This window comes from Roseovarius atlanticus, assembly GCF_019802205.1.
GTDB classification, from domain to species: domain Bacteria; phylum Pseudomonadota; class Alphaproteobacteria; order Rhodobacterales; family Rhodobacteraceae; genus Roseovarius; species Roseovarius atlanticus_A.
In genome coordinates, this window is sequence record NZ_JAHVHQ010000003.1 from 237,185 (window position 1) to 262,673 (window position 25,489).

Here is a 25,489-nt window from a genome sequence, read left to right on the forward strand (position 1 = left end):
ATGACGGCAACGGTGGATCTGAACGCGGATATGGGCGAAAGCTTTGGCCCCTGGGTGATGGGCAACGACGCGGCGGTGCTGGAGATCGTGACCTCGGCCAACATCGCCTGCGGCCAGCACGCGGGCGACTGGGACGTGATGGCCAAGACCATGCGCGCGGCGGCGGAGCGCGGTGTCGGGATCGGGGCGCATCCGGGCTTTCCCGATTTGCAGGGCTTCGGGCGGCGGCGGATGACCCTGCCGGCGGAGAGCCTTGGCAACCTGGTGCGCTATCAGCTGGGCGCGGCGCTGGGCATGGCGCGGGCGGAAGGGGCCGAGGTGCGGCACCTGAAGCTGCACGGTGCGCTGGCCAACATGGCGTCGGAGGACAAGGCGGTGGCGCGGGCCTGTTACGAGGCGGCGCTGTCGGTCGCGCCGGATCTGATCGTCATGGTGCTGGCGGGCACGGCGCAGCAGGAGGCGGTGGCCGAGCTGGGCTGCCGCGCGGCCTGCGAGATCTTTGCCGACCGCGCCTATAACGACGACGCGACGCTGGTCGACCGCAGCCAGCCGGGGGCCGTCATTCACGACCCCGAGGCGGCCGCCGCGCGGATGGTCGAGATGGTGGGCGCAGGCGCGATCATCACCGAAAGCGGCAAGCGCATCCCCACCCGGATCGACACGATCTGCCTGCATGGCGACACGCCCACCGCCGTCGACATCGCGCGCCATGTCCGGCAGGCGCTGAAAGCCGCCGGAACGGAGTTGAAGGCCTTCGCGGGCGAGCCGGTTTCGGCGTGAGGCGGTCGACGGCCCGCGCCTAGAGCTGCTCGACCTCGAAGGTCCAGGCGCCGGGCGGCATCTCGTTGCGGACCAGCTGCGCGATGCGCGGGTCGATCTGATCGGGCTTCAACAGCCCGCATTGGGCCATCGCGCGGCGCGGATCGACATTCTGCCCCAGGTAGTTGAGCACGACGCGCGAGGCGGCGGGCTTGCGCCCCAGCCGCAGCGGGCCGCCGGTCTGGACGCCGAACAGATAGTCGATGCCCGCGCTGTAGGACGGGTAGAGGATCATCTGGGTGATCGAGGAGGACAGCGTGGTCTCGTTTTCCACGACATTGATGCGTTCCCCGAGGAAGAACACCAGGCCTTCGTACTTGTGCACCTCGCGCGCGCCGCCCTGGGGGCCCGCGTCGCGTTCGATGTTCTTCCACAGGTAGTAGCCGTCCTTGCGGGTCATCCTGGCGTAGGACCGCATGATGCAGCCGGGGTTGCTGAAGGAATGGAAGTACCTGAAATAGCTGCCGCAGTAGCGTTCCAGGGAGCCTGAGAACTGGTTCAGCCGCCGCAGGGTGGGGCCGACGGGCGTCGCCTCGACCTCGCCGCCCGGCTGGCGGCGCAGGGCGATCAGGTCGGCGAAGCGCGCAGGCTCCATCAAGAGCTCGCCCTCGGTCACGCCGAAGAACTCGCAGATCTTGCGCATGTTGTGCCGCGAGGGGCGCACGCGGCCCGAGAGATACTTGTTGAACTGTTGCCGGTTGATGCCGATCCGGCGACAGACCAGCGCGATGGAGGGCAGGAAGGAACAGGCGAAGGTGAGATTGGTGGAGAGGGGATCGGAGGTCATGTGCTGACGCTACCTGACGCACTTTCAATGTCAACATGCGTCAGCCAGCGAAATTGTGAGGAGGTCCTGCGCATGCAACGATATGCACCTGGATCACGCAAGGAAGCATCGCATGAATCAGTCCGGACCGCCCAGTGACGTCATCGAGGAACGCCACGTCGAGATCCCCATGCCGGATGGCTGCATCCTGGCGGCGCGCATCTGGCGTCCGGCCGATGGCACGCCGGTTCCCGCCATCTTCGAGTTTCTGCCCTATCGCAAGGGCGACGTGACGTTGCCGCGCGACTCGGTGCGCGCGCCCTATATCGCGGCGCGCGGCTATGCCTATGTGCGCGCCGACCTGCGGGGCACGGGCGAATCCGAAGGGGTGATGGAGGACGAGTATACCGCGCAGGAGTTGCAGGACGGCTGCGACGTGATCGCGTGGATCGCGGCGCAGGACTGGTGCGACGGTGCCGTGGGCATGGTTGGGATTTCCTGGGGCGGGTTCAACGGCCTGCAGGTGGCCGCGTTGCAGCCGCCCGCGCTGAAGGCGGTGGTGTCCGTCGCCTCGACCGACGACCGCTATGCGGATGACGTGCATTACATGGGCGGCACGATGGTGGTCGACCAGATATCCTGGGCGTCGCACATGTTCGCCATCAACACGCTGCCGCCCGACCCCGACCTGGTGGGCGACAAGTGGCGCGAGATGTGGATGCAGCGGCTGACCGGCTCTGGCCTGTGGCTGAAGAACTGGGCCGAGCACCAGCGCCGCGACGATTTCTGGAAGCACGGGTCTGTCTGCGAGGATATCGGCCGCATCCAGGTGCCGGTCTATGCCGCGTCGGGCTGGGCCGACGGGTATTGCCGGACGGTGTTCCGGCTGATGGAAAACCTGCAATGCCCGAGGAAGGGCCTCGTCGGTCCGTGGTCGCACAAGTACCCGCATATCGGCGTTCCGGGGCCTGCCATCGACTGGCTGGGCGAGGAGCTGCGCTGGTGGGACCAGTGGCTGAAGGGTGTCGAGACCGGCATCATGGACGAGCCGCAGCTGCGGCTTTTCATGCAGGACCACGCCGAGCCTGCCAGCTATTACGCGGAGCGCGAGGGCCGCTGGGTGGAAGAGTCGTCCTGGCCGTCGCCCAACGTGACGCGGACGCCGTTCGCGCTGGGCCGCGACGGGTCGCTGGGGCGGGAGGACGCGCCCGAGGGGACGCTGAATATCCGCTCGCCGCTGGGCACCGGGATTGCCGGGGGGAAGTGGTGTTCCTATGCCAATCCGGGCGATCAGCCGGTGGATCAGCGCCGGGACGACGCCGGGAGCCTGGTGTTCGAGACGGAACCTTTGGAGACGCCGCTGGAGATTGCCGGCGACGCGCAGCTTGAGATCAGCTTTTCGGTCGATCAGCCGGTGGCGCAGGTGGCCGCGCGTCTTGTGGACGTGGCCCCGGACGGTGCGGCGACGCGCGTCTGTTACGGGCTGCTGAACCTGACCCATCGCGACAGCCACGAGACGCCCGAGGCGCTGGTGCCGGGGGAGACCTACACCGCGACGGTGCCGTTCAAGCATGTCGCGCAGACGTTCCGCGCCGGGCACCGGCTGCGCCTGTCGGTGTCGACCAGCTATTTCCCGGTGGCCTGGCCCGCGCCGGAGCCGGTGACGCTGCAGCTTGATACTGCCGCCAGCCGGCTTGTCCTGCCGGTGCGGGATATGGATGCGGTGACCGAGCCGTGCGATCTGGGCACGCCCAAGGGCGCGCCGCCGATGGAGAAGGAGGTGCTGGAGCCGGAGCACGCCGAATGGATCGTGCGCGAGGACCTGGGCACGGGCGAGACGCAGGTGCGGATCGTCGACTCGGATGGCCGCGTGCGGATCAAGGACAACGACATGACCCGCGGGGCGACCTGCGTCGAGACCTATTCGTTCACTGGCACCGACTGGCGCTCGTTCAAGGGGCACGTCGTGTGGGACCTGGAGATGTCGCGCGGTGACTGGCGCATGTCCAGCCGTACGGAAACCGAGATGACCGCCACGGCCACGCATTTCGTCATCAACGCCAAGCTGGTCGCCAGGGAAGGCGATGCGGTTGCCCATGAGCAGACCTGGTCCTGCGAGATTCCGCGCGACCTGGCCTGACCCGCGTTCCGCGCCCTGCGTGGCGCGGGCCATCACTTTTCGCGCCGGGATCGTCCGGCGCCGAACACGAAAGGCCGAAATGGCCAAACAACTGGGAGTAACAAGAATGACCGATCACATGACCGCCAACAAACCCGGCATCGGGCGTCGCGCGTTCCTGCGCGGGGCCGCGGCGACGGGCCTCGCCGCCACCACGATGCCGCTGGGCTCGCGCATCTGGGCGCAGTCGGGCAAGGTGCTGCGCGTCAGTTCCTATGCCGATATCGACGCGCTCGACCCCGGCTTTTACCAGAACGGCTATAACGTCGATGTCATGAACTGCATCTATTCCAAGCTGGTGCGCTATGTGCCCGGCCGTGAATGGGAATGGGAGCTGGAGGCCGCCGAGGCGATCGAGCAGGTCGACGACACGCACATCACCTTCAAGCTGAAAGAGGGGCTGATGTTCACCGGCGGGTATGGCGAGATGACCGCAGAGGACGTCAAGTTCTCGTTCGAGCGCGTGCTGGAGCATGACAGCCCGGTGAAGAGTGACTGGGGGCCGCTGGACCATGTCGAGGTGACCGGCAAGTACGAGGGCACCATCGTTCTGAAAGAGCCGTTCCAGCCGCTGTGGAGCATCACGCTGCCCTATGGCACGGGGCATATCGTGTCGAAGAAGGCGGTGATGGAGGCCACGGAGAGCGGCGGCAATTTCGGGATGGAGCCGCCGGCCTTTTCCGGCCCCTACATCCTGGAAGCGTGGAAGCCGAACCAGTACGTGCACCTGGTGCGCAACCCCGACTGGAAGGGCGAGGCGCCCGGGTTCGACGAGATCCGCATCCTGCCGATGGACGACACCAAGACCGCCGAGCGCGCATACGAGGCCGGCGACCTGGATTATACCGAGATCACGCTGTCGTCGCTGGCGCAGTATCGCGGCAACGTGCCTGCCAACACGGTGATAGAGGAATATCCTTCGCTTTATTATGTCTGGCTGGGCATGAACCTGGACAACCCCGCGCTGGGCGACGAGAACCTGCGCAAGGCGATCCAGCACGCCATCAACGCCGAGCAGATCATCGACGCGGCCTATTTCGGCGAGGCGGCTCCGGCCACCGGCATGATCGCCCCGGGCCTGCCGGGCCACCGCGAGACTCCGTCGGTTCCGGTGGCGGGCGACCTCGAGAAGGCGCGCGAGTACCTGGAGGCGGCGGGCGGCCCGCCGGCCGAGCCGCTGACCATCGACGCGCTCAATGCCACGGTGTGGAAGACCATTGCCGAGGTGGTCCAGGCGCAGCTGGCGCAGATCGGCATCCAGACGCAGATCAACGTGCAGGATTCGGGGTCTTTCTGGACGCTGGGCATGGAAAGCGAGGGCGACCGCTGGAAGGACATGCAGCTTGTGCTGAACCGCTTCTCGATGCTGCCCGACCCCTATTACGCGACCAGCTGGTTCGTGACCGACCAGGTCGGCGTCTGGAACTGGGAGCGGTTCTCGAACGCGGAGTTCGACGAGCTGCACGCTGCTGCGTTGAGCGAGGCGGATGGCGAGAAACGCGCCGAGATGTATCGCAAGATGCAGGACCTGATGGAAGCGACCGGGGCCTACAAGTTCATCACCCACGAAGGCACCCCGGTGATGTACCGCGAAGGACTGGAGCCGGCGCTGCGGCCCGACGGGCGGCCCTTGTTCATCGACTTCGACGGCGAAGTCTGACGCTAAAGGAGACCGCGACCAGTGCTGTTATACGCCTCCCAAAGGCTTGTCCTTTCGGTCGTGATCGTGATGGTCGCGGTCTCTATCCTGACGCTCATGCTGCACGTGGTGCCGGGCGACCCGGCGGTGATGATCCTGGGCCCCCGCGCCACGCCGGAGCTGATCGAACAGACGCGCGAGGCGATGGGGCTGGACAAGCCGCTGCCGGTGCAGATCGTCACGTTCTTCGGCAACATCCTGCGCGGGGACCTGGGGCAGGACGTGTTCACGGGCCGCGAGGTGTCGCAGATCGTGTTCGAGCAGCTGCCCTACACGCTGATCCTGATCAGCGTCTCGATCCTCTGGGCGGCGGTGCTGGGCATCGCCTTGGGCTGCTATTCGGCGCTGCGGCGCAACACGTGGCTCGATACGCTGACCGGGGTGCTGTCGGTCGGCACGATCTCGATCCCGGCTTTCGTCATGGCGCTCTACTCGGTGCTGGTTTTCGCGGTCTGGCTGCAATGGTTGCCGGCAATCGGCGCGGGCGAGGGGTTCTGGGACGGGGCCACGCACCTGATCCTGCCGTCCTTTGCCATCGGGGTGTCATGGGTGGGCTACGTGTCCCGGATCGTGCGGGCCTCGATGCTGGAGGTGATGGGCCAGCCGCATGTGCGCATGGCGCGTGCCTATGGCCTGCCCGACCGATGGATCACCCGCTCGCATATCCTGAAGATCGCGGTGCAGCCCGCCGTGACCCTGATCGGCACGGGGGTGGCGCATCTTTTCTCGGCGGCGGTGTTCGTCGAGGTGATCTTTGCCCGGCCCGGGATCGGCGCGCTGATCGTGCAGGCGGTGAACGAACGCAACTATCCTATCGTGCTGGGCGCGGTTTTGGTCACCACTGGCATCATCGTTCTGGCGACGCTGATCTCGGACCTGGTGATCGCGTGGCTGGATCCGCGCCAGCGGGAGGACATGTGACATGACCGACGCGACGCAAGAGGCCGTTTCCGAACCCGGTGTGCTGAGCCGGACCTGGCGGGTTCTGTCGGCCAGCCCGACCGGCCTGATCGGTTTCGTGCTGGTGGCGCTGATCGTCGGCTCGGCCATCTTCGCGCCGTGGATCGTGCCCTATGACCCCGCCGCCATCATGACCGGCCCGCGCATGGCGCCGCCCTCGGCTGAGCACTGGCTGGGCACCGACAATATCGGGCGCGACATCTTCAGCCGGGTCATCGCGGGCGGGCGCATCGCGATGCTGGTCGCCGCAGCGTCGCTGGCCGCGGCGCTGAGCATCGGCCTGCTTCTGGGGCTGATCGCGGGGCTGGGGCCGCGCTGGCTGGACAATATCCTGCTGTTGATCTTCGACGCGCTGCGCTCTTTCCCCACCATCGTTTTCGGCCTGGCGGTGGTGACCATCATCGGCCCGAGCCTGTTCACGGTGATGCTGGTGGTGGCGATCACCTCGGTGCCGATCTATGCCCGCATCGTGCGGACCCAGACGATGGCGCTGAAGAATGCCGAGTTCATCCTGGCCGAGCGCGCGATGGGGGTGGGCACGCCGCGCCTTCTGTTCGTGCATGTGCTGCCCAACGTGCTGGGCCCGCTGCTGATCCTGGCGTCGATGGACGTGCCGCTGGTGATCGCGACAGAGGCGGGCCTGAGCTTTCTTGGCATGGGGGTGCGGCCGCCGACGCCATCCTGGGGCGTGATCCTGAACGACGGCTACAATTTCATCCGCAACTCGCCCTGGCCTGTGATTGGCGGGTCGATCCCGATCATCCTGGTGACGCTTGGGTTCACCTTCATGGGCGAGGCGCTGCGCGACATCTTCGATCCCAAGCTGAGAAAGGCCGGCTGATGGTATCCAGCGTTGCGACAGAGCCGGACCGGCAATCGGAAGGCCGCGCCGAGCCGCTCGTGCGGATCGACGGGCTGTCGGTGGATTTCGCCACGCCGCGCGGGGCGATCCATGCGCTGCGCGACATCACCCTGGACGTGCCCCGGGGCAAGGTGCTGGGCCTTGTCGGGGAAAGTGGCTGCGGCAAGTCCACGCTGGCCTATTCGCTGATCGGTCTTCTGGCCGAGAATGCGCGGATCGCGGGCGGGCGGATCGACATGGACGGCCAGAACCTTGCGCATTTGAAGCCGAAGGAATGGCGCGCGCTGCGGGGCAGGCGGATCTCGATGATCTTTCAGGACCCGATGACCTCGCTCAACCCGGTGACGACCATCGGCCAGCAGATGATGGACATCCAGTATCGTGAAAAGGGCGGGCGGGCCGAGAAGCGGGCAAGGGCCATCGAATTCCTGGAACAGGTGCAACTGCCGGATGCGGCGTCGAAGCTGGATGCCTATCCGCATCAGCTGTCGGGCGGGATGCGCCAGCGGGTGTGCATCGCCATGGCGCTGCTGACGCGGCCGGACCTGTTGATCGCCGACGAGCCCACGACGGCGCTGGACGCCACGCTGGAGATGCAGATCGTCACCCTGCTGCGCGAGTTGCAGGAGAAGTTCGGCTGCTCGGTGCTGTTCGTGTCGCACCACCTGGGGACGGTGGCCGAGCTGTGCGACGAGGTGGCGGTGATGTATGCGGGCGAAGTGGTGGAGCGGGGCGACGTGGCGCAGGTGTTCCGCGATCCGTGCCACCCCTACACGCAGGCGCTGTTCGAGTGCGACCCGGCCCGCATCCGCGAGGCGACGCGCCGGCTGCCGACCATTCCCGGCACCTTGCCGGACCTGCGCCGCCCGCCCGCGGGATGCGCGTTTCGCGCCCGCTGTCCCAAGGCGTTCGAGCGCTGCAAGACCGAGCATCCGCCGCTTTACGATGCCGGTGGGGGGCAGGCCGCGCGGTGCCATCTGAACGACCCGGCGGAGGACAGGGCATGAGCCTTCTGGAAGTCGAGGACCTGCGCATCCGGTATGCGCGGCAGGGGCGTCTGAAGGCCGCGCTGCGCCGCGAGCCATATGATTTCGAGGCGGTGTGCGGCGTGTCCTTCACGCTGGGCGCGGGCGAGACGCTGGGGCTGGTGGGTGAAAGCGGCTCGGGCAAGTCCACCATCGCGCGCACATTGATCGGGCTGAAGAAAGCCTCGGGCGGGTCGATCCGTTTTGACGGGGCGGAAATATCGGAGGCCTCGGCCCGCGAGTGGTCCCGCCTGCGCACCGACATGTCGATGATGTGGCAGGACCCGGTCGGGTCGCTGTCGCCCCGGCTGACGGTCAAGTCCCTGGTGACGGAACCGCTGCGCATTCACGGGCGGCCCGCCGGGCGCGGCGAGGCCGAGCGCCTGCTGGGCCTCGTGGGGCTGCCGGCCGAGTTCGCCACGCGCTATCCGCACCAGTTGTCGGGCGGGCAGGCGCGGCGCGTCGGCGTGGCGCGGGCGCTGGCGCTGGACCCCAGGCTGCTGATCGCCGACGAGCCCACGGCGGGTCTCGACATGTCGGTGCAGGGGGAAGTGCTGAACCTGCTGGCCGACGTGCAGGCGCGCAGCGGCGTGGCGATCGTGATCATCACCCACAACCTGAACCTGGTGCGGCATGTCACCGACCAGATGGCCATCATGTACCTGGGCCGGTTCGTGGAGAAAGGCCCGACAGACCGGGTTTTCGCCCATCCGCGCCATCCCTATACCAAGGCGTTGCTGGCCGCGAACCCCGAGCCTGACCCCGATGCGCGGCACGAGCGGGTGGCGCTGGATGGCGAGGTGCCGAGCCCGGTGAACCGGCCTTCGGGCTGCGATTTTCACCCGCGCTGCCCGTGGGCGCAGGCCACTTGTGCCGTGACCGAGCCAAGCTGGACCGACGAGGACGGGCGCGGGCACAGGTGCCTTTTTCCGCTGTGAGCGCCGCGCCGGTCTCCTAACCGCGCGGCAGGCGCATTTCGGGGTCGTAGGGGCAAGGTGTCGATCACCCGCACGGGGATCATCTCGCCGCACATGCCCAGCTCGAACGCGGTGGCAGGTTGCGTCAACGCGGGGGAGACGAAACCGTAGGCGAGGGTAATGCCCGCGCGATGCCCCCACGCGCCCGAGGTGACGCTGCCGACGACCTGTCCCTCGTGCATGAGTGAGGCGCCGGGGTGGGCCGGTGCGCTTGTCTTTCAACCACGGAGGGCCGCAGACCGTCAGGCTTCGCGTTTGGAGATTGCGGCATCGTGGGGAATGGCTTGCATTGACATAAACATATTTCTAATATATCAGACAAACGAAATTGGTATATCGGAGGCTGACCATGGAACTTCAAGACACGAACATGACCGACCGCCAGCGCCAGTACCGGGCCAATTACCGGCAGCGCGTGGCAGGCTGGTACAACGGTTTCCTGCACATCGTGATCATCTACACGATCGGGCTGACGGCGCTTTACATCTATACCGCCAACCTGAACCAGGTGACGCCGCTGGAATGGCTGACGGTGCCTTTGGTGTTCCTGTTCTGCAACTTCTTCGAGTGGTGGCTGCACCGCTACGTGATGCACCGGCCGTCGAAGAACCCGGTCGCCCGCGCGGTCTATAACCGGCACACCCTGCAACATCACCAGTTCTTCACCGAGGTGGAAATGCGGTTCGCGGACCAGAAGGATTACCGCGTGACGTTCTTTCCGCCCTATGCGCTGGCGGCCTTCACGCTGATCTCGATCCCCGGGGCGATCGTGATGGGCTGGCTGTTCACGGCCAATGTGGGCTGGCTGTTCATCGCCACCACGACCTCGATCTACATGATCTACGAGTTCATGCATTTCTGCTGTCACGTCGAGGAGAACTGGTTCGTGCGCAACATGCCGTTCATCAACACCAACCGCCGCCACCACACGGCGCATCACGACCAGTCGCTGATGATGGAGCGGAACATGAACCTGACCTTTCCGATCATGGACTGGCTGTTCGGCACGTCGGACCTGAACCGCGGCCTGATCGGGCACCTGTTCAACGGGTACGACACCAGCCACGTCCGCAAGGACATGCGCAAGGTGTCGCGCACGCCGGTTCGCGGAAAGCAGGACCCGGCCCCGGCGACGCCCGCAGAGTAAGGCGGACCTTGCCCGGCCCCCGCGCGACGGGGCCGGGCGGCGCCACGACATCCAGAGGACAGGACGGAGCGACCCCATGGCCAATATCGAACCGAATATCACCGCTGCCTTCATCTTTGCGCTGTTTGCCTGCGTGACCAGCCTTGCCGCCATCGTGCTGACCGGGGTTTTCCCGCTGTCGACGCGGCCCGAACTGAAGCGGCCTCTGGGCTTTGCGCTGGTGGTGGCGAACTGCGTGCTGCTGGGCGCGGTGCTGTACCTGACTTTCGGCTTCGGCCTGAGCGAATTGCGCTGGACCAGCGTGGTCATCATCGCCGGGTTCGCCCTGTTGTTCATGCCTGGCCTGTTCAACGTCTGGCCCAGCCGCTGGCGTGACGGGACGATGGGCCTGACGGTGGTCCTGGCCGGGCTTGGGGCCTCGGCCTGGACGCTGGCGGGCATGGCCTGAGGCAGGATCGCGGCTGCCGGAAAACCCGTTACGCACTATCAAGAGGAGGAGGCAAGGATGCCCGTCATGATCAAGATCGCGCTGTCCACGCTGGTGGCGCTCGCGGCCATCGGGGGATGGTTCTACATGGGACACCTGGGACAGACCGGACCGCAATGGGCGATTGTCTTTCTCGGGCCGTTCAGCGTCGGGTCGCTGTGGATCTTCCCGGAAGTGATGCGTTCGAAGGCCGATGCGCGGAGGAAACCATGAAAACGTACCTGGGAGACCGGACGATCGACGGTGTCGTCGTGACCGTGGACGGCGAGGAGCTGCCGGATTACGCCGATATCTGCAAGTTCACCAACGCGGGGTTCGAATGGAGTTTCGAGGGGGTGGCGGCGACGCAGCTGGCGTTCGCGTTGATCCATGACGTGACCGGCGATGCGGGGCTGGCCAAGCGCCTGGCCGAGCCGTTCATGCGCGAAGTGACCGCGAATTTCGGCAACGACTGGGAGATGACCGAGGCCGATATCCGGGCCGCCATCCTCCAGGTGCAGCCGGAGCAGGCGTGACGGCGCGACGGGACAGCCCGAAGACGACAGGATGAGCCGGGAAGGTGCCGGAGTTTCCGCGCCGCAGCGGGGGCCTTGGCGGCGGGGGGCCGCGCCGCGTGGCGCGGTGGCCTGCCGAGGGTGCGCCCAAGCCTTGCAGCCTCCAGCGAAGCGCCTTAGGTTTTCACATGGTGACAAAGACCCTACGACCGCACGCCATGGTCTAGGCCAAAGACAGGCAGAGTATGAACAAAGACACTGAGAGCGTGTTGGATAACGGTCCGCCGCGCGCGCGAAAGATCGACAGCGTGACGCTGACAGACCGGGCCTACGAGATGATAGAGGCGCGGATCGTGGCGCTGGACCTGGAGCCGGGGCAGGTTCTGTCGGAGTCGCAGCTGGTCGAGGAATTGGGGATCGGGCGCACCCCGGTGCGCGAGGCGTTGCAGCGGCTGGCGGCCGAGGGGCTGGTCGTGGTGATGCCGCGCCGCGGTGTCATGGTCTCCGAGATCAACATCGCCAAGCAGTTGCAGCTGCTGGAGTTGCGGCGCGAGGTGGAGCGGCTTTGTGCCTGCAAGGCGGCGCTGCGCTCGACCGAGGCCGAGCGCGCGTTCTTTGCTGAACTGGCCGCGAGGCTGGCGGCATCGGCCGAGGCGCGGGATTACGACGCGTTCATGCAACTGGACCTGGAGTTCAACCGCGCGGTGCTGGCCGCCTGCCGCAACGAGTTCATCGAACGCTCGATGCGGCGGATGCAGGGGCTGTCGCGGCGGTTCTGGTTCCAGAACTACCGCGTGGCGCTGGACCTCGAGCGCTGCGCCAACCTGCATGCGGGCGTGGCGCAGAAGATCGCCGAGGGCGACGAAGCCAGCGCGGGCACGGCGTCGGACCGGCTGATCGACTATATCTACGAGTTCACCCGCGCGACCCTTTGAAGCGCGGCGCGCGCAGCAGGCGGCGGTATTTCCCGATAAAGAGGTCGCGGCCCTTGGCCAGGCGTGTCAGCGCGTCGCCGAGGCCGCGCAGGGTGCCCGCATGGGCCAACGGTGCCGGCAGGGGCAGGTGACTGGCCCCGAGGCGGGGGCCGAGGGGCACGAGCATCGGCGCATCGCGCCACGGGCTGTAAGGCGCCATGTGTTCGATGCGCTTGCCCTTGCCGGCCGCGCGCAGCGCGTTCGTCAGGTAGGGGGCTTGCCGCAGGATGCCCACGATGGTCATCGCGTCGCCGGTCGCGGCCATGTCGCCGCCGGTGAAGAGCCCCGGCATGGCGCCCGGCGCGGGGCGGAGCCACGGGTCGGTCCTGACCCGGCCCGCGCTGTCGAGGCGCACCGAGGGCAGGGCGGAAAGAAGGTCGGTGCGGGGCAACGCGCCGAGGGCGGGCAGCACCAGGTCTGCCGCCACGATCCGCCCGTCGGAAAGAACCAGCGGGCCATCCCGCGCGCCCTGGCCGGCGGTGAAGTCGTGGCCGTTGCCTTGGGTGACGATCTCGACCCCCATCCGATGCAGCCGGGTCAGGAGCGCCCGGCCCAGCCGGTCCGGCTGGTCCGGCATGGGGGCTGCGGCGGCGGTGACCAGAGTAAGCTGCATGTCGGGCCGGGCGGCGGCGATTTCGCCCGCAAGCTCGGTGCCGACCGCGCCCGCGCCGAGAATGGCGATGTGCCGGGCGCGGGCGATGCGGGCGGCGAGCGCCCGGTGTGCGGCGAGAAAGGATTCAAGGTCCTCGGCCGAGGATTTGAAGGGCAGGGCATAGGACGAGCCGGTGGCGACGAGGGTAAAGTCGCTGATCAGGGTCGTGCCGTCCGCGAGTGTCGCGCCGTCAGGCTGAAGATGTGCGACGCGGCCGGCCAGAACTCGACCGTGGCGCAGCAGGCCGTCATAGGGGATCGTCGCGGCGTCCAGAAGCCCGGGCCTGACCAGCGCGCGGATCATGGCGGGGGCGTGCAGGAAGGCCGGTTTCGGCTCGACCAGGGTGACATCCATCACCCGGTCGAGCCGGCGGGCCACGTCGCAGCCGAGATACCCGCCGCCGACGACAAGGAGGCGCGGCCTAGAAGCCAAGGACTTTTTCCGGCAGCCAGAGCACCATCTGCGGGAAGGCCATCACCAGCGCCAGCGTGAAGAGCTGAAGGATGATGAAGGGCACGACCCCCTTGAACATGTCCGGCATGGTTATTTCCGGCGGGGCGATGCCGCGCAGGTAGAAGATGGCCGGGGCCATCGGCGGCGACAGGTAGCTGGTCTGGATCACGATCAGGAACAGGATGCAGAACCAGACCGGATCGAAGCCGAGCTGCGTGACGATCGGAATGAAGACCGGCAGGAAGATCAGCAGGATCGAGATCCATTCCAGCGCGAAGCCGGCGATGAAGACGATGACCAGGAACACCGCCAGCGTGGCCCAGGGGCTGAGATCGGAGGCGGCGATCAGGTCGGTGGTCACCCGGGTGCCGCCGGCGCCGACGAAGACGCCCGAGAACATCGAGCCCGCCAGCAGGATCATGAGGATCATCGACGTGACCTTGACCGTGTTCAGAAGGGCAAGACGCAGGGTCGTCCAGGTGAGCGTGCGGTAGACCGCCGCCAGGATCACGGACCCGAAGGCGCCCATCGCCGCCGCCTCGGTCGGGGAGGCGAGGCCCAGCATGATCGAGCCGAGCACGGCGAAGATCATCAGCGCCGCCGGCAGAAAGGCCGTCAGCGTGATCCAGAGCCGTTCGCCCAGCGTCGGCAGGTATTCGTCCTCCGTGACGAGAGAGCCGTCCTGCGGGCGCAGGTAGCAGCGGCCCATGATGTAGACGACATAGAGCGTCGCCATGGTCAGGCCCGGGATGATCATGCCGATGAAGAGGTCGCCGACCGAGACGTCCGCGATCGGCCCCATGATGATGACCACCACCGAGGGCGGGATGATCGTGCCCAGCGAGCCGCCGGCGCAGATCGTGCCCGAGATGAGCCCCTTGTTGTAGCTGTGTTTCATCATCACCGGGATGGCCAGCAGGCCGACCACGGTCTCGGTCGCGCCGATCACGCCGGTGGAGGCGGCGAAGATCACGCACATGAAGATCGTCCCGACCCCCAGCCCGCCGGGCAGGCGGCGGGTCCAGATGTGGACCGCATCGAACAGGCGTTCGGCGATGCCGGACTTTTCCAGCATCGTGCCCATGAAGACGAAGAGCGGCACGGCGGCGAGCACGAAGTTGCCCGCGACCTCGTCGATCTTGTCGATGAACTGATAGATGACGGTGTCGCCGAAGGTGATGTAGCCGAAGATCGTGGCGACGCCCATCAGCGAGAAGGCGATGGGAAAGCCGGTCAGCAGGATCAGCAGCAGGACCGGGAACATCCAGAGTGCGAGATATTCCATGGCTCAGACCTCTTTCGCGTCGGTTGCGGCAAGGACCTGGAGGCAGCCGAGCGCTTCGGCGATGGCTTGCAGCACCATCGCCGCGAAGGCCGTGAAGAACACCAGGTGATAGGGCCAGACGACGGGATTCCAGGCGCTTTCGCCGGAGCGTTCGCCCCATTCGTAGGCCTCGAGCGTGTAGTGATAGAGCGCGAAGGTCAGCCAGATGCCGATGGGCAGAAACAGCAGCAGGTATCCCGCCAGGTCGAGGGCGGCCTTGAGGCGCGGCGAGAAGCGGCAGGCGACGACGTCGATGCGGACGTGCTGGCCGTCCCGAAGGGCATAGGCGGAGCCCAGCAGGAACGAGGCGCCCATCGCCATGTACCCGATCTCGTAGGCCCAGATGGTCGGCTGGTTGAAGACGTAGCGCGAGATGACCTCGTAGACCGAGGCGACGATCAGGGGCACGAGGATCAGGGCCGAGACATAGCCCAGAACACCACTGATCGCTCCGATGAAGCGGCGGATGGATGTGATCATGTCAGTGTTTCCCGTGGACGGCGCGGCAGCCCCGGACCCTGCATGGGCCGGGGCTGCGCCTGTCCGGTACGTGCGGTCAGTTGGAAGAAGTGTTTTGCGGCGGCAGGGCCATCTTGCGATAGCTGTCGGCCTCGGACCAGTCGGATTCAAACGCGCGCTGCGAGGCCAGTACGCGCTCGAACCACTCGTTGCCCTCGGCCTGGCGGTCGGCCCATTCCATGCCGAGGCGCTTGGCGGCGTCCTTGACCTCGTCTTCCAGCACGATGACCTCGTTGCCGTTCTCGCGGTAGAATTTCAACGCCTTGGCGTCCTCGTTTCCAAGGCGCATCCAGCTTTCGAAGGTCACGAGTTCGGCGGCCAGCCTGACCAATTCCTGATCCTGCTCGGACAGCGCCTCCCAGGCGGCGTCGTTGATGACCAGCTCATAGGGTGCGACGGGCTGGTGCACGCCGGGCACGACGACGTACTTGGCGATCTGGTAGAAGCCGGGCGAGACGTTCTCATAGAGCGAGCCCCACTCGGTGGCGTCGATCGTGCCGCGTTCGAGCGAGGTGTAGACCTCGCCGCCGGCCATGGTGACGGGCGAGGCGCCCAGTTCGCTGGAAATCTCCAGCCAGGCCCCGGCGGTGCGCATCTTGAGACCTTGCAGGTCCTCGAGCGTCGAGACGGGTTTCTTGGAATGCAGGAACACCTCGGCGGGGCGCATAAAGAGGGGCATGGAGACGAGGCCGAAGCGATCCTGGCGGAATTCGGTCCAGAGTTCCTGTCCGCCGCCCTGGTAGAGCCAGTGCAGCATGCGTTCGCTGTCCATCGAACCGGCGAAGCCGCCGAAGAGAACGGTGGTCTTGTCCTTGCCCCAGTCGTAGCCCATCCAGGTGTGGCCCACCTCGGCGACGCCGCGTTTCACGGTGGTGGAGACGTCGAGCGCCTTGCCCAGCGTGCCGGCGGGAAAGACCTCGATCTCGACGCGGCCTTCGGTCATCTGCGAGACGCGCTGGGCGAAGGCCTCGGCGCCCAGTTCCATCAGCGGCCCGCCGGTGACGGTGGTGGCCATTTTCCATTCGTGGTCCGCGGCGAGCAGGGCGCTGCTCATCAACGCGCCGGTCATTCCGGCGGCAAGCGCAACGGTCGCGATGCCTTTCTTGAACGGTGACATTTTGTTTCCTCCCTTTTTTCGTTTTTGCAGGCCGTTGGCCACGAACCCTTCTGTTTCGAAAGGAAAAGTCGACCGAGGCGGACTCCAAACCGCACCGGGAACCTGCATCGCGGAGTCGTAGACGACTTTCGGTCGACGGTCAATATGCAATTAATACGTAGCTAATATGTCAGTTGAGTACATGCGGGAATCTAGAGCGAAATATGGGTGCGGGCGTCGTCGTGGCGCGGCTTTTCGCGACGGCCTGGTTCGGGGGCAGACAAGGGGGGAAAGGCCACCGACATCTCCGGTGCGGACCGGGACGGCGCGCCCCTCGACAGGTGCGAGCGCTTGCAAGGCACATGCCGGCGCGCTGGACCTCGGAACGGTGTTGGCCTCAGGCGACCAACCTGGGGAGGATCATCGCCGGATCAGGGCGCGGAAGGCGTCCGCCTCGGGCTTGTCGCTGGTGACGGAGAGATAATAGCCCTCCTGGCTTGGGATCGAGGCGGGATGTGCCCGGTCGACAAGCCCGGTGCGGATGGCGTCCCGGGTCATCCACTCATTCACCAGCGCGACGCCGTTGCCGTGAACTGCCAGGTGCAGCGCCATGCCATACGTGTCGGTATAGATCGACGGGCCGGGCAGGGGCTCGACCTGCCGGGACCAGGCCTGCCAGCCGCTGGAGGTTCCGACGGTTTCGATGCGCGGCAGGTCGGAGATCGGGCCGTGCAGCGTCGGCGCCTTGACGGCGACGAGGCGGTTGGGCCGGATCGCCTGGGCCTCGGGGCCGGCCTGCTGGCCGGAGCCGAAGCGTATCTCGACATCCGCGCGTGCGGTGTGGAAATCATCCGGCCAGATCGCGCTGAGGATCCTGACCTCGACATCGGGAAAGCGCGCGCGGAAGCCCGGCAGGCGCGGTGCGATGATCCAGTGCGCGACACTGATCGAGGCGGCGACCGTCAAAAGGTGCCGCGAGGGGCGCGTGTCCATGCCGACCATCGCATTCGCGAGGGCCTGAAGCGGTGCGCCGACCTCGGGCAGGAGGCGGCGCCCCGCATCGGTCAGGGCCAGCCCGCGCGCGTGGCGCACGAACAGCTGCACGCCCAGGCGCATCTCCAGCGACTTGACCTGCTGGCTGATCGCCGACTGGGTGAGGCCGATTTCCTCGGCCGCCATGGTAAAGCTGAGGTGGCGCGCCGCGGCCTCGAAGGACCGAAGCCATCCGAGCGGCGGGAGCGATTTCGTCATTGGGGAAGCCTGCCATTAGTCTTTTTAATACCTAAGGGCATAATCCATTCGTTTGTCAATAAATTCGGTGCTTTCTACCCTGGGACCAAAGCGAAAGGATGCACTGTGAGCCCGGAAATCAGGAAAATCGTGACCTTCGATGAAGAGGTCCTCATCGAGGGGTTTCGCGCCGCCAGCACGCCGTGGCGGATGTTCGCGGTGGCGGTCGTGCTGCGCAATCCGTGGGCGGGCCGATTCGTCGAGGACCTGGCCCCGGAAATTCGCGCGTATGGGCCGGCGCTGGGCGAGATGATGACGGATCGGATGATCCGCCTGGCCGGAAGCGGCGCGGCGATAGAGGCCTATGGCAAGGCGGCGGTCGTGGGGCTGGACGGCGAGATCGAGCATGCCTCGGGCCTGATCCACACGCTGCGGTTCGGCAATTTCTACCGCGAAGCAGTCGAGGCCAGGTCCTATCTGGCGTTCACCAACACCCGCGGGCCCGCCAATGCGCCGATCATGGTGCCCTTGATGGACAAGAACGATGCCGGGCGGCGGTCGCATTACCTGACGATCCAGTTCGCCATTCCCGATGCGCCGCGGGATGACGAGGTTGTCGTGGTGCTGGGCGCCGCCCTGTCGGGCCGGCCGCATCACCGGATCGGGGATCGCTACCAGGATCTGAAGGATCTGGGTCATGACGTCGACAACCCTGCCGCGGTCTGAGCGCGCGGGCCTTGCCGTGCTGGAGGCGGGGGCTGGGCGGCCCGTGGTGCTGTTGCACGGGGTCGGCCTGAACGCCGAGGCGTGGGGGGCGCAGATCGACGGGCTGAGCGGCGGCTGCCGGGTGATCGCGCCCGACATGCCGGGACACGGGCAAAGCCGCCGCCTGAGCGGGCAGCCATCGCTGGAGGAATACGTGCAGGCCGTCTTGCCGTTGTTGGACAGCCTGACCGAGCCTGCCGTGATCGCGGGCCACTCGATGGGGGCGCTGATCGCGGTCGAGCTGGCCGCGCTCGCGCCCGCGAAGGTCTGCGCGGTGGCGGCGCTGAACGCGGTGTTCGAACGTGCGCCCGAGGCCGCGGCGGCCATTCGGGAGCGCGCCCGCCGCCACGACGGCGAGACGGCGCCGAACCCGACGCAAACCCTGGAGCGCTGGTTCGGGTCGGAGGTGTCGCCCGAGCGGGCGGCCTGCGACAGGTGGCTGCGCGCGGTGGACCCTGCGGGGTACAAGGCCGCCTACACCGCATTTGCCCGCGCCGAGGCGCCGCGCCGCGAGACCGTGCGTGCGATTGCGTGCCCGGCGCTTTTCGCCACGGGGGCGCTCGACCCCAATTCAACGCCGCAAATGTCACGGGCGATGGCCGATCTTGCGCCCGATGGCCGCGTCCTGGTGATCGACGACGCGGCGCACATGATGCCGATGACCCATGCGGATCGCGTTCTTGGCGCCCTGGTGGCCCTGGCGCGGGAGGTCTGGCCATGACCTCCCTCGACAGTCGCGCGCTGCGCAGCGCCTTCGGCAGTTTCATGACGGGCGTGACGGTGGTGACGACCCGCGACGCCGCCGGACGGCCCGTCGGGTTTACCGCCAATTCGTTTGCGTCGGTCTCGCTGGAGCCTCCGCTGTTGCTGGTATGCCCGGGCAAGTTCCTGTCGAGCTACGACAGCTTTGCGGGCTGCGCGCATTTCGCGGTCAATGTCCTGGCCGAAGGACAGGAAGACGTCGCCACCACCTTTGCCAGCTACAAGGGCGACCGTTTCGCGCGGGTGGATCACGGCGAGGACGCACTTGGCAACGTTCTGATCGACGGGGCGCTGTCGCGGTTCTCGTGCCGGACGCATGAGGTGATCGACGCGGGCGACCACGCCATCCTGATCGGTGAGGTGCAGGCGTTCAGCCACGCTGGCGGGCGTGGACTGGGATATGCGGGAGGCCGGTTCTTCAGCCTGGGGCTGGAGCGCGCGGCGCTGGAACCTGCGGGCGGGGCGGCGCTCTGCGGCGCGATCATATCGCTTGGCGATGACGTGCTTCTGGAGAAGACCGACGCGGGGTTCCGGCCGCCGCAGGTTGTCGCGCAGGATCATGAAAACACGCGCACGCGGCTGGTGCAGGAGCTTGCGCGTCGCGGACAGCCCGTCACCCTGGGCCCTGCCTATTCCGTGTTTCGCGACGATGCGGCGCAAAGCTCGTACTTTCTTGCGACCGCGACGGGTGACGGCGGGGCGTTCATCCGCTGCCCGGTCCGCGAGATCCCGGACCAGACATTCGCGTCATCCGCCATCCGGGACATGATGATGCGCTTTGCGGTCGAGACGCGGACGCGCAATTTCGGCCTTTACATCGGCGATGCCCGGCACGGCGACGTACACCAGCCATTCGAAAGGACGTAGCAATGGATTTCTCGCTGTTCGTACACATGGAACGGCTTGCGCCCGACCAGTCGCACAAGCAGCTCAATGCCGAGCTGATCGAGCTGTGCAAGATGGCCGATGACGCCGGGATGCGCGCCGTCTGGACCGGCGAGCATCATGGCATGGAGTTCACCATTGCGCCGAACCCGTTGATGTCGCTGGTGAATATTGCCCATCACACGAAGAATGTGAAGCTGGGGACCGGGACGGTCATCGCGCCGTTCTGGCACCCGATCAAGCTTGCCGGGGAGGCGGCGGCGGCGGACCTGATGACCGATGGCCGCATCGAGCTGGGTATCGCGCGCGGGGCCTATTCCTATGAATACGAGCGCCTGATGCCGGGGCTGGACGCGTGGGAGGCGGGACAGCGGATGCGCGAGCTTGCCCCGCTGCTGCCCAAGCTGTGGGCCGGTGACTGCGCCCATGAGGGAGAGTTCTACAGCTTTCCCGCCACGACGGCCGCGCCCGCGCCGGTACAGCAGGGCGGGCCGCCGATCTGGATCGCGGCGCGCGACCCGAACAGCCATGAATTCGGGGTGAAGAACGGCTTCAACATCCAGGTCACGCCGCTGTGGCAGGGGCTGGACGAGATCGTGACGCTGAAGCAACGTTTCGACGCCGCCTGCGAGGGCCATGAAGGCCCCCGGCCCAAGATCATGCTGCTGCATCACACCTATGTCGGCGCAGAGGCGGAGGACGTCGCACTGGCGGCGCGGGAACTGTCGCGCTTCTACTGCTATTTCGGCGCCTGGTTCCAGAACAAGCGCCCGGTCGAGAAGGGCCTGCTTGCGCCCTTGTCGGAGGAGGAGATGGCGGCGAACACGCTGATGAGCCCCGAGAACATGGCGCGTGACCTGACCATCGGAACCGCCGATGCTGTGATCGAGAAGATCAAGAGGTATGAAGAGCTGGGCTATGACGAATATTCCTTCTGGATCGACAGCGGGATGAGTTTCGAACGCAAGCGGGCGTCGCTGGCGCGGTTTATCGAGACCGTCATGCCGGCCTTTGGATGAGGTGCAGAATGCAGGACAGACCACATTTCCAACTGTTCATCGACGGGGCATGGACCGAAGGGTCCGAAGGGCAGACGATGACTTCGCAGAACCCCGCGACCGGGCAGGACTGGGCCAGTTTCGCCTGCGCCTCGGGCGCGGATGTGGACCGGGCCGTGCGGGCGGCCCGCAGGGCACTGAACGACCCGGCCTGGCGGGACATGACCCAGACGCAACGCGGCAAGCTGCTGTACCGGCTGGCGGAGCTGATCGAGGCGCACGCGGCCGAGCTTGGCCGGATCGAGACCACCGACAGTGGAAAGCTGCTGGCGGAGACGGCGGCGCAGTCAGCCTATGTGGGTGACTATTATCGCTATTACGCGGGGCTGGCGGACAAGATCGAGGGCGCGGTCCTGCCGATCGACAAGCCCGACATGCATGTCTACACGCGGCGCGAGCCGATCGGTGTGGTCGCCGCGATCGTGCCGTGGAACGCGCAGATGTTCCTGACCGCGACGAAACTGGGGCCCGCGCTTGCGGCGGGCTGCGCCGTGGTGTTGAAAGCCTCGGAAATTGCGCCCGCCCCGATGCTGGAATTCGCCCGCCTGATCGAGAGGGCGGGGTTTCCCGAGGGTGTCGTTTCGGTCATCACGGGCGACGCGGAAAACTGCGCCATTCCCCTGACGCGGCATCCGGACGTGGACCGTATCGCGTTCACCGGCGGCCCCGGGACCGCGCGGCACGTGGTGCGCAACTCGGCGGAGAATTTCGCGGTCACGACGCTGGAACTGGGCGGGAAATCCCCCATCCTGGTGTTCGAGGACGCGGACCTGGAAAGCGCGGCGAACGGTCTGATCGCGGGCAATTTCGGAGCCTCGGGCCAAAGCTGCGTGGCGGGGACCCGTGGACTGGTGCAGCGCTCGGTCTTCGAGGAGGTGGCGGGGAGGATCGAGGAAAAGATGAACGGCGTCGTGATCGGGGACCCGCTTGACGCCAGGACCCAGATCGGTCCGCTGTGCACGGCGGACCAGATCCGCAGGATCGAGGCCACGCTTGCCGCCGCCATATCCGGCGGGGCGCGGGTGCGGTTCGGGGGCGCGCCGCTGGATCGTCCGGGCAACTACATGGCGCCCACGCTGGTCGAGTGCGCCGATCCCGGCGCGGAGACATTGAAGGTCGAAATGTTCGGTCCGGTGATGTCGCTTTTGCCGTTCGAGACCGAGGACGAGGCCATCGCCCTTGCCAACGGCACGCCGTTCGGCCTGGGGTCGGGTATCTTCACGCAGAATGTCGCGCGGGCGCACCGGGTCTCGTCGCGGCTGAAGGCCGGGATATGCTGGGTCAACACCTACAGGGCCGTGTCGCCCATCGCGCCGTTCGGCGGGTTCGATCAGTCCGGCTATGGCCGCGAGGCCGGGCTGGACGCGATCCGGGACTATACCTGCACGAAGACCGTGTGGATCAGCACGTCGGACGCGCCCATGGCAAACCCCTTCGTCATGCGGTGAGCCGGGTTACGCGACAGCCGGATTGGGATCGGCGGGACAAGTGCCAGCCGCCCCAAGGCAAGGTAAGGCTTCGCGGCGTGTCTCCGGTGCCTTGCCCGCTGCGCCGGAGGTCGATCCGAAACCGGGGCCGGATCGGGGAGTCCACCTGCCATTAGGCAGACCCGCGTCAGTAACGATTGCGGAACAATCCGCGCTTTTCGTAGGCGGAGGCAGCTTCCTCCACCAGCTGGGCGAGCAGGGGCGCGTCGAATTCGCGCCTGAGCCTTTGCGCGGTGTCCTGCAGGCTTTCGATCGAGCGGGTGCGTCCGGGGCGCAGCAGTTCGTAGATCTCCATGATCGTGTCCTGCGGCACCCGCGTCATTTCCGCGGCCCTCTCGAAGTTCCGCGCCAGGGCGGCGCGGCCCGCGGAGCGCGCGATCTGGGCTTGCTGCAAAAGCGCGTTCGGCGTGATGCGCAAGTCCTCCATCCCGACGTCGCCGGCAAGCACCGCTTCAAGCGTCAGCTCGTCCAGCGACTTGCCGCGATGGCCGGTCACCCGTTCGGGCGACGTTTCCGCAAGAGGGTAGTTTTCGGTCGTGAGGGGCTGATCGGGCATCAGGTGTCTCCCAGGAAATTGATCTCGACGGTCTCGGGCGAGGCGTTGTTCTCGGTCATCTTGGTCTCGATCGCATAGGTCAGCGCCACGCGGGCATGGAACCGTGCGCCAAGCGCTTCGCCCTGGGTCGGCACGACGACCGGCGCGGGCAGGTCGCCGCGGGCGTATTGCGCCGCGTTCTCTCCGAGCGCGCGGTAGTGATCCAGGTTGGTCACCGGCGCGTTCGAGAACAGTTCGAGGTTGTTGTGGGGCAGGCGGTCCTTCTGGTGGATCACCGCCGTGCCCTTGGACTGGATCCCGATCCCGATGCCCGAGCCCGAGAGCCGCGCGGCGCTGAGGCCCAGGAAGGACGTGTCGGCGGTGTGCCGGATCCGCATCAGCCGCATCCGTCCGCCGCCCTTTTCGATCCCGTCGCGAAGTGCCTTCAACACCTTGCTGAGCGGAAGCCCCGAAAGGGTCCGGAATATCCTGGTGCCGAACCCGGGGCTGATGCCCACGACCACCTCGTGCGGGTCGGTGCCGCGCTCGGCGGGGCCCATGGTGCTGTACTCGATCGCGCGGGCCTCGGCAGGTTCGCTTGCGGCCTCGCGGCGCAGCACCTCGTCGCGGTCCAGCACGTTGCGGATCGCCGCCAGCTCCTTGCGCCGCGCCTCGGTCAGCCGATAGCCGGTGCCGGGGCCGGTATAGTCGTTGGGGTCGTTGATGGCGCTTATGACATGCCCGTCCCGGATGATCGCCGAGGTCTGGAGGTAGTCGCCCGAAACCCGCAGCTTCACCAGGAACAGCAGGTTCTGCGCCTCGGGCACGAAACCGCCGCGATGCAGCGACCGGATCACGTCCAGGACAGTGATGCGCTGGCGGCTGATCTTGTCGCTGATCACCGCGACGTCGCGCGGTGCGAAGCTTTGCGTGTCGTTCGAGCCCGACGCGACCGCGACGGAGCGTTTCATGATCTCGGTCGGCGCGGCGAGGTCCAGATCCTTCAGCACATGCGACAGCGCGTCGATGGCGCGGCGGCGCAGGTCCAGCGCGCTTGCGTCCTCGATCGAGGTCAACCCGCCATCGGCCTCGAAATCGCGCTGGAGCACCAGGAATTCCTCCAGCTCCTCGCCGTTGAACGAAGACGGATTGAACGAATTGTCGTATTTCAGGATGCTGCCGAAGCCCGAGCAGATCAGGTCCGATCCGCCAATCAGGAAGGGCAGGACTTTGGCGGCGACCCGCATCTCGGATTCGGAATGCCTGGCGTCGTTGCCCGAGGCGCATTCCAGGTCGAGCCAGACCGCCAGCAGGTTCTCGGCCCAGATCTCGCGCACGCCGCCGGGAATGGACGAGGCCAGCGGCGCACCGTCGATGCCGCCGTTCTGCGTGCCTTGGGAGCCCATGCCGCGCTGGATGCACAGGCAGCGCGCCTCGAGGTAGAGCAGCGACTTGGCCTCGTGATAGCCCATCAGAAGTTCCGACGCCGCGCCGGAGGTGCAGCGCATCTTGATCCCGCGCGAGGCATAGGCGGCGGCCAGCCACGCCTTTGACCAGGGCGTGTCATCGCCGTCGATGAACGCGCTTTCCGTGCCATAGACCGACACGGTTTCGGCGTAGGAGGTGAACCCCGCCATACCGATCTCGAGTTCTTCGGCCTCTTCGCTGGAGCATTGAAAGAGCGTGCCGGCCCGGCCCACGACAGACCCCACGCAACAGGCCAACGCGTTCGACCACGAATTGCGCGCCACCCGCATCGTCGTCTCGATCTCGTCGAACCCAAGCGCCACAGCCACGGCGGCGTCGGCGGCCAACTGCAAGGGGTCGTCCTTGGCGTTGGTCACGTGCGCCTGGTTGCCCGGCGTTCTGCGGGCGCGCATCTTGGAATAGGCGAAGGCGATTTCCATCGCGTTCAGTTGCGCCACGGCCTCGGCCAGCCGGGCCGGTGTCAGGCCGCGCGCCAGGCGGACAAGCTCGGCCCGTGGCACGTTCATGTCGACGAGCATGCGCGCCAGTTGCTCGGCCGGGATCGCCATCGCCTCCTCGGCCACGTCCATGTCGAGGTGATGCGCCGCAATGAACGCGTCGATCATGTCGAAATCCTGTGCCGCGACGCCGTCCATCATGCTGACCTTGCCGTTCTCGATCTTCAGGCCGGGGCCAGGGTCGGCCGCCCCGTTGAAGGCGGAAAACCCGTTCTCGGGATCCTCGACCGCGAACTGGTCGTGGCGCAGCGGCCGCGCGTCCCACTCGTCGAAACGTTTCCAGCGGTTGGCGTCGTAACTGTTGCTCATTTTGGGTAGCGCCTCCCTGCGCCGGTCCTTGGATGAAGCG

General features: G+C 66.7%; 26 protein-coding genes. 17 read left to right on the top strand and 9 right to left on the bottom strand.

Annotated features, from left to right (window positions below; translation table 11 throughout):
• Nucleotides 1-780, top strand: coding sequence for a LamB/YcsF family protein (locus KUV49_RS07005; RefSeq protein WP_222449325.1), 780 nt, complete (start codon nucleotides 1-3; stop codon nucleotides 778-780).
• 19 nt (nucleotides 781-799) lie between these two features.
• Here the strand turns inward: KUV49_RS07005 and KUV49_RS07010 are convergent, their stop codons facing one another.
• Nucleotides 800-1,606, bottom strand: a complete 807-nt coding sequence (locus KUV49_RS07010) for a helix-turn-helix domain-containing protein (protein ID WP_222449326.1) — start codon at nucleotides 1,604-1,606, stop codon at nucleotides 800-802.
• Between the two features lie 112 nt (nucleotides 1,607-1,718).
• On the opposite strand from KUV49_RS07010, the gene KUV49_RS07015 reads away from it, so the two are divergent.
• From KUV49_RS07015 to KUV49_RS07040, 6 genes are all read left to right on the top strand, one after another.
• Nucleotides 1,719-3,725, top strand: a complete 2,007-nt coding sequence (locus tag KUV49_RS07015) for a CocE/NonD family hydrolase (RefSeq protein ID WP_222449327.1) — start codon at nucleotides 1,719-1,721, stop codon at nucleotides 3,723-3,725.
• 106 nt (nucleotides 3,726-3,831) lie between these two features.
• Nucleotides 3,832-5,424 carry an ABC transporter substrate-binding protein gene (locus KUV49_RS07020; RefSeq protein ID WP_261391074.1) on the top strand — a complete coding sequence of 531 codons (1,593 nt, stop codon included), beginning with the start codon at nucleotides 3,832-3,834 and terminating at the stop codon, nucleotides 5,422-5,424.
• Between the two features lie 21 nt (nucleotides 5,425-5,445).
• Entirely contained in the window at nucleotides 5,446-6,384 is a 939-nt protein-coding gene (locus KUV49_RS07025) for an ABC transporter permease (protein WP_222449328.1), read from the top strand.
• A gap of 1 nt (nucleotide 6,385) precedes the next feature.
• Nucleotides 6,386-7,264 (top strand): ABC transporter permease, encoded by an 879-nt coding sequence (locus KUV49_RS07030; protein WP_222449329.1) that lies wholly within the window; start codon nucleotides 6,386-6,388, stop codon nucleotides 7,262-7,264.
• Nucleotides 7,264-8,292 carry an ABC transporter ATP-binding protein gene (locus KUV49_RS07035; protein WP_222449330.1) on the top strand — a complete coding sequence of 343 codons (1,029 nt, stop codon included), beginning with the start codon at nucleotides 7,264-7,266 and terminating at the stop codon, nucleotides 8,290-8,292. The genes KUV49_RS07030 and KUV49_RS07035 overlap by 1 nt, the downstream gene beginning before the upstream one ends.
• Nucleotides 8,289-9,248, top strand: coding sequence for an ABC transporter ATP-binding protein (locus tag KUV49_RS07040; protein ID WP_222449331.1), 960 nt, complete (start codon nucleotides 8,289-8,291; stop codon nucleotides 9,246-9,248). The genes KUV49_RS07035 and KUV49_RS07040 overlap by 4 nt, the downstream gene beginning before the upstream one ends.
• Here KUV49_RS07040 and KUV49_RS07045 read toward each other — a convergent pair.
• Nucleotides 9,149-9,469, bottom strand: coding sequence for a glycine cleavage T C-terminal barrel domain-containing protein (locus KUV49_RS07045; RefSeq protein WP_222449332.1), 321 nt, complete (start codon nucleotides 9,467-9,469; stop codon nucleotides 9,149-9,151). The genes KUV49_RS07040 and KUV49_RS07045 overlap by 100 nt on opposite strands.
• Before the next feature lie 167 nt (nucleotides 9,470-9,636).
• Here KUV49_RS07045 and KUV49_RS07050 point away from each other — a divergent pair, with 167 nt between their 5' ends.
• The 5 genes from KUV49_RS07050 to KUV49_RS07070 all read left to right on the top strand — a co-directional run bounded on the left by KUV49_RS07050 (nucleotide 9,637) and on the right by KUV49_RS07070 (nucleotide 12,350).
• Entirely contained in the window at nucleotides 9,637-10,434 is a 798-nt protein-coding gene (locus KUV49_RS07050) for a sterol desaturase family protein (RefSeq protein WP_222449333.1), read from the top strand.
• A gap of 76 nt (nucleotides 10,435-10,510) precedes the next feature.
• Nucleotides 10,511-10,882, top strand: a complete 372-nt coding sequence (locus tag KUV49_RS07055) for a hypothetical protein (RefSeq protein WP_222449334.1) — start codon at nucleotides 10,511-10,513, stop codon at nucleotides 10,880-10,882.
• A 66-nt stretch (nucleotides 10,883-10,948) separates the two neighbouring features.
• A complete protein-coding gene (locus tag KUV49_RS07060) occupies nucleotides 10,949-11,134 on the top strand; it encodes a hypothetical protein (RefSeq protein ID WP_222449335.1) in 186 nt (61 codons plus the stop codon).
• Nucleotides 11,131-11,436, top strand: a complete 306-nt coding sequence (locus KUV49_RS07065) for a DUF6166 domain-containing protein (RefSeq protein ID WP_222449336.1) — start codon at nucleotides 11,131-11,133, stop codon at nucleotides 11,434-11,436. The genes KUV49_RS07060 and KUV49_RS07065 overlap by 4 nt, the downstream gene beginning before the upstream one ends.
• A gap of 224 nt (nucleotides 11,437-11,660) precedes the next feature.
• On the top strand, nucleotides 11,661-12,350 hold the full coding sequence (locus KUV49_RS07070; RefSeq protein WP_222449337.1) for a GntR family transcriptional regulator: 690 nt from the start codon (nucleotides 11,661-11,663) through the stop codon (nucleotides 12,348-12,350).
• Here the strand turns inward: KUV49_RS07070 and KUV49_RS07075 are convergent.
• The 5 genes from KUV49_RS07075 to KUV49_RS07095 form a co-directional block, all read right to left on the bottom strand.
• Complete coding sequence (locus KUV49_RS07075; protein ID WP_222449338.1) at nucleotides 12,331-13,473, bottom strand: FAD-dependent oxidoreductase; 1,143 nt, start codon at nucleotides 13,471-13,473, stop codon at nucleotides 12,331-12,333. The two genes, KUV49_RS07070 and KUV49_RS07075, sit on opposite strands and share 20 nt — an antisense overlap.
• The gene (locus tag KUV49_RS07080; RefSeq protein ID WP_222449339.1) at nucleotides 13,463-14,779 is read right to left on the bottom strand and encodes a TRAP transporter large permease subunit; all 1,317 of its coding nucleotides are present in this window, start codon (nucleotides 14,777-14,779) and stop codon (nucleotides 13,463-13,465) included. Before KUV49_RS07080 ends, KUV49_RS07075 begins: the two co-directional genes overlap by 11 nt.
• A gap of 3 nt (nucleotides 14,780-14,782) precedes the next feature.
• Nucleotides 14,783-15,298: a TRAP transporter small permease subunit gene (locus tag KUV49_RS07085; protein ID WP_222449340.1), complete on the bottom strand. Its 516-nt coding sequence runs from the start codon at nucleotides 15,296-15,298 to the stop codon at nucleotides 14,783-14,785.
• A gap of 76 nt (nucleotides 15,299-15,374) precedes the next feature.
• Entirely contained in the window at nucleotides 15,375-16,454 is a 1,080-nt protein-coding gene (dctP, locus tag KUV49_RS07090; protein ID WP_222449341.1) for a TRAP transporter substrate-binding protein DctP, read from the bottom strand.
• A gap of 399 nt (nucleotides 16,455-16,853) precedes the next feature.
• Nucleotides 16,854-17,684: a LysR family transcriptional regulator gene (locus KUV49_RS07095; protein ID WP_222449342.1), complete on the bottom strand. Its 831-nt coding sequence runs from the start codon at nucleotides 17,682-17,684 to the stop codon at nucleotides 16,854-16,856.
• A 105-nt stretch (nucleotides 17,685-17,789) separates the two neighbouring features.
• Here KUV49_RS07095 and KUV49_RS07100 point away from each other — a divergent pair, with 105 nt between their 5' ends.
• The 5 genes from KUV49_RS07100 to KUV49_RS07120 are packed head-to-tail and all read left to right on the top strand — an operon-like array spanning nucleotide 17,790 to nucleotide 22,581.
• Nucleotides 17,790-18,389 (top strand): amino acid synthesis family protein, encoded by a 600-nt coding sequence (locus KUV49_RS07100; RefSeq protein WP_222449343.1) that lies wholly within the window; start codon nucleotides 17,790-17,792, stop codon nucleotides 18,387-18,389.
• Nucleotides 18,361-19,149 (top strand): alpha/beta fold hydrolase, encoded by a 789-nt coding sequence (locus KUV49_RS07105; RefSeq protein WP_222449344.1) that lies wholly within the window; start codon nucleotides 18,361-18,363, stop codon nucleotides 19,147-19,149. Before KUV49_RS07100 ends, KUV49_RS07105 begins: the two co-directional genes overlap by 29 nt.
• Nucleotides 19,146-20,057, top strand: coding sequence for a flavin reductase family protein (locus KUV49_RS07110; protein WP_222449345.1), 912 nt, complete (start codon nucleotides 19,146-19,148; stop codon nucleotides 20,055-20,057). Before KUV49_RS07105 ends, KUV49_RS07110 begins: the two co-directional genes overlap by 4 nt.
• Before the next feature lie 2 nt (nucleotides 20,058-20,059).
• On the top strand, nucleotides 20,060-21,094 hold the full coding sequence (locus KUV49_RS07115) for an LLM class flavin-dependent oxidoreductase (protein WP_222449346.1): 1,035 nt from the start codon (nucleotides 20,060-20,062) through the stop codon (nucleotides 21,092-21,094).
• An 8-nt stretch (nucleotides 21,095-21,102) separates the two neighbouring features.
• Nucleotides 21,103-22,581 carry an aldehyde dehydrogenase gene (locus tag KUV49_RS07120; RefSeq protein ID WP_222449347.1) on the top strand — a complete coding sequence of 493 codons (1,479 nt, stop codon included), beginning with the start codon at nucleotides 21,103-21,105 and terminating at the stop codon, nucleotides 22,579-22,581.
• A 166-nt stretch (nucleotides 22,582-22,747) separates the two neighbouring features.
• Here the strand turns inward: KUV49_RS07120 and KUV49_RS07125 are convergent, their stop codons facing one another.
• Entirely contained in the window at nucleotides 22,748-23,176 is a 429-nt protein-coding gene (locus KUV49_RS07125) for a diol dehydratase small subunit (RefSeq protein ID WP_222449348.1), read from the bottom strand.
• Nucleotides 23,176-25,449, bottom strand: coding sequence for a propanediol/glycerol family dehydratase large subunit (locus KUV49_RS07130; RefSeq protein ID WP_222449349.1), 2,274 nt, complete (start codon nucleotides 25,447-25,449; stop codon nucleotides 23,176-23,178). The genes KUV49_RS07125 and KUV49_RS07130 overlap by 1 nt, the downstream gene beginning before the upstream one ends.
• Nucleotides 25,450-25,489 lie beyond the last annotated feature (40 nt).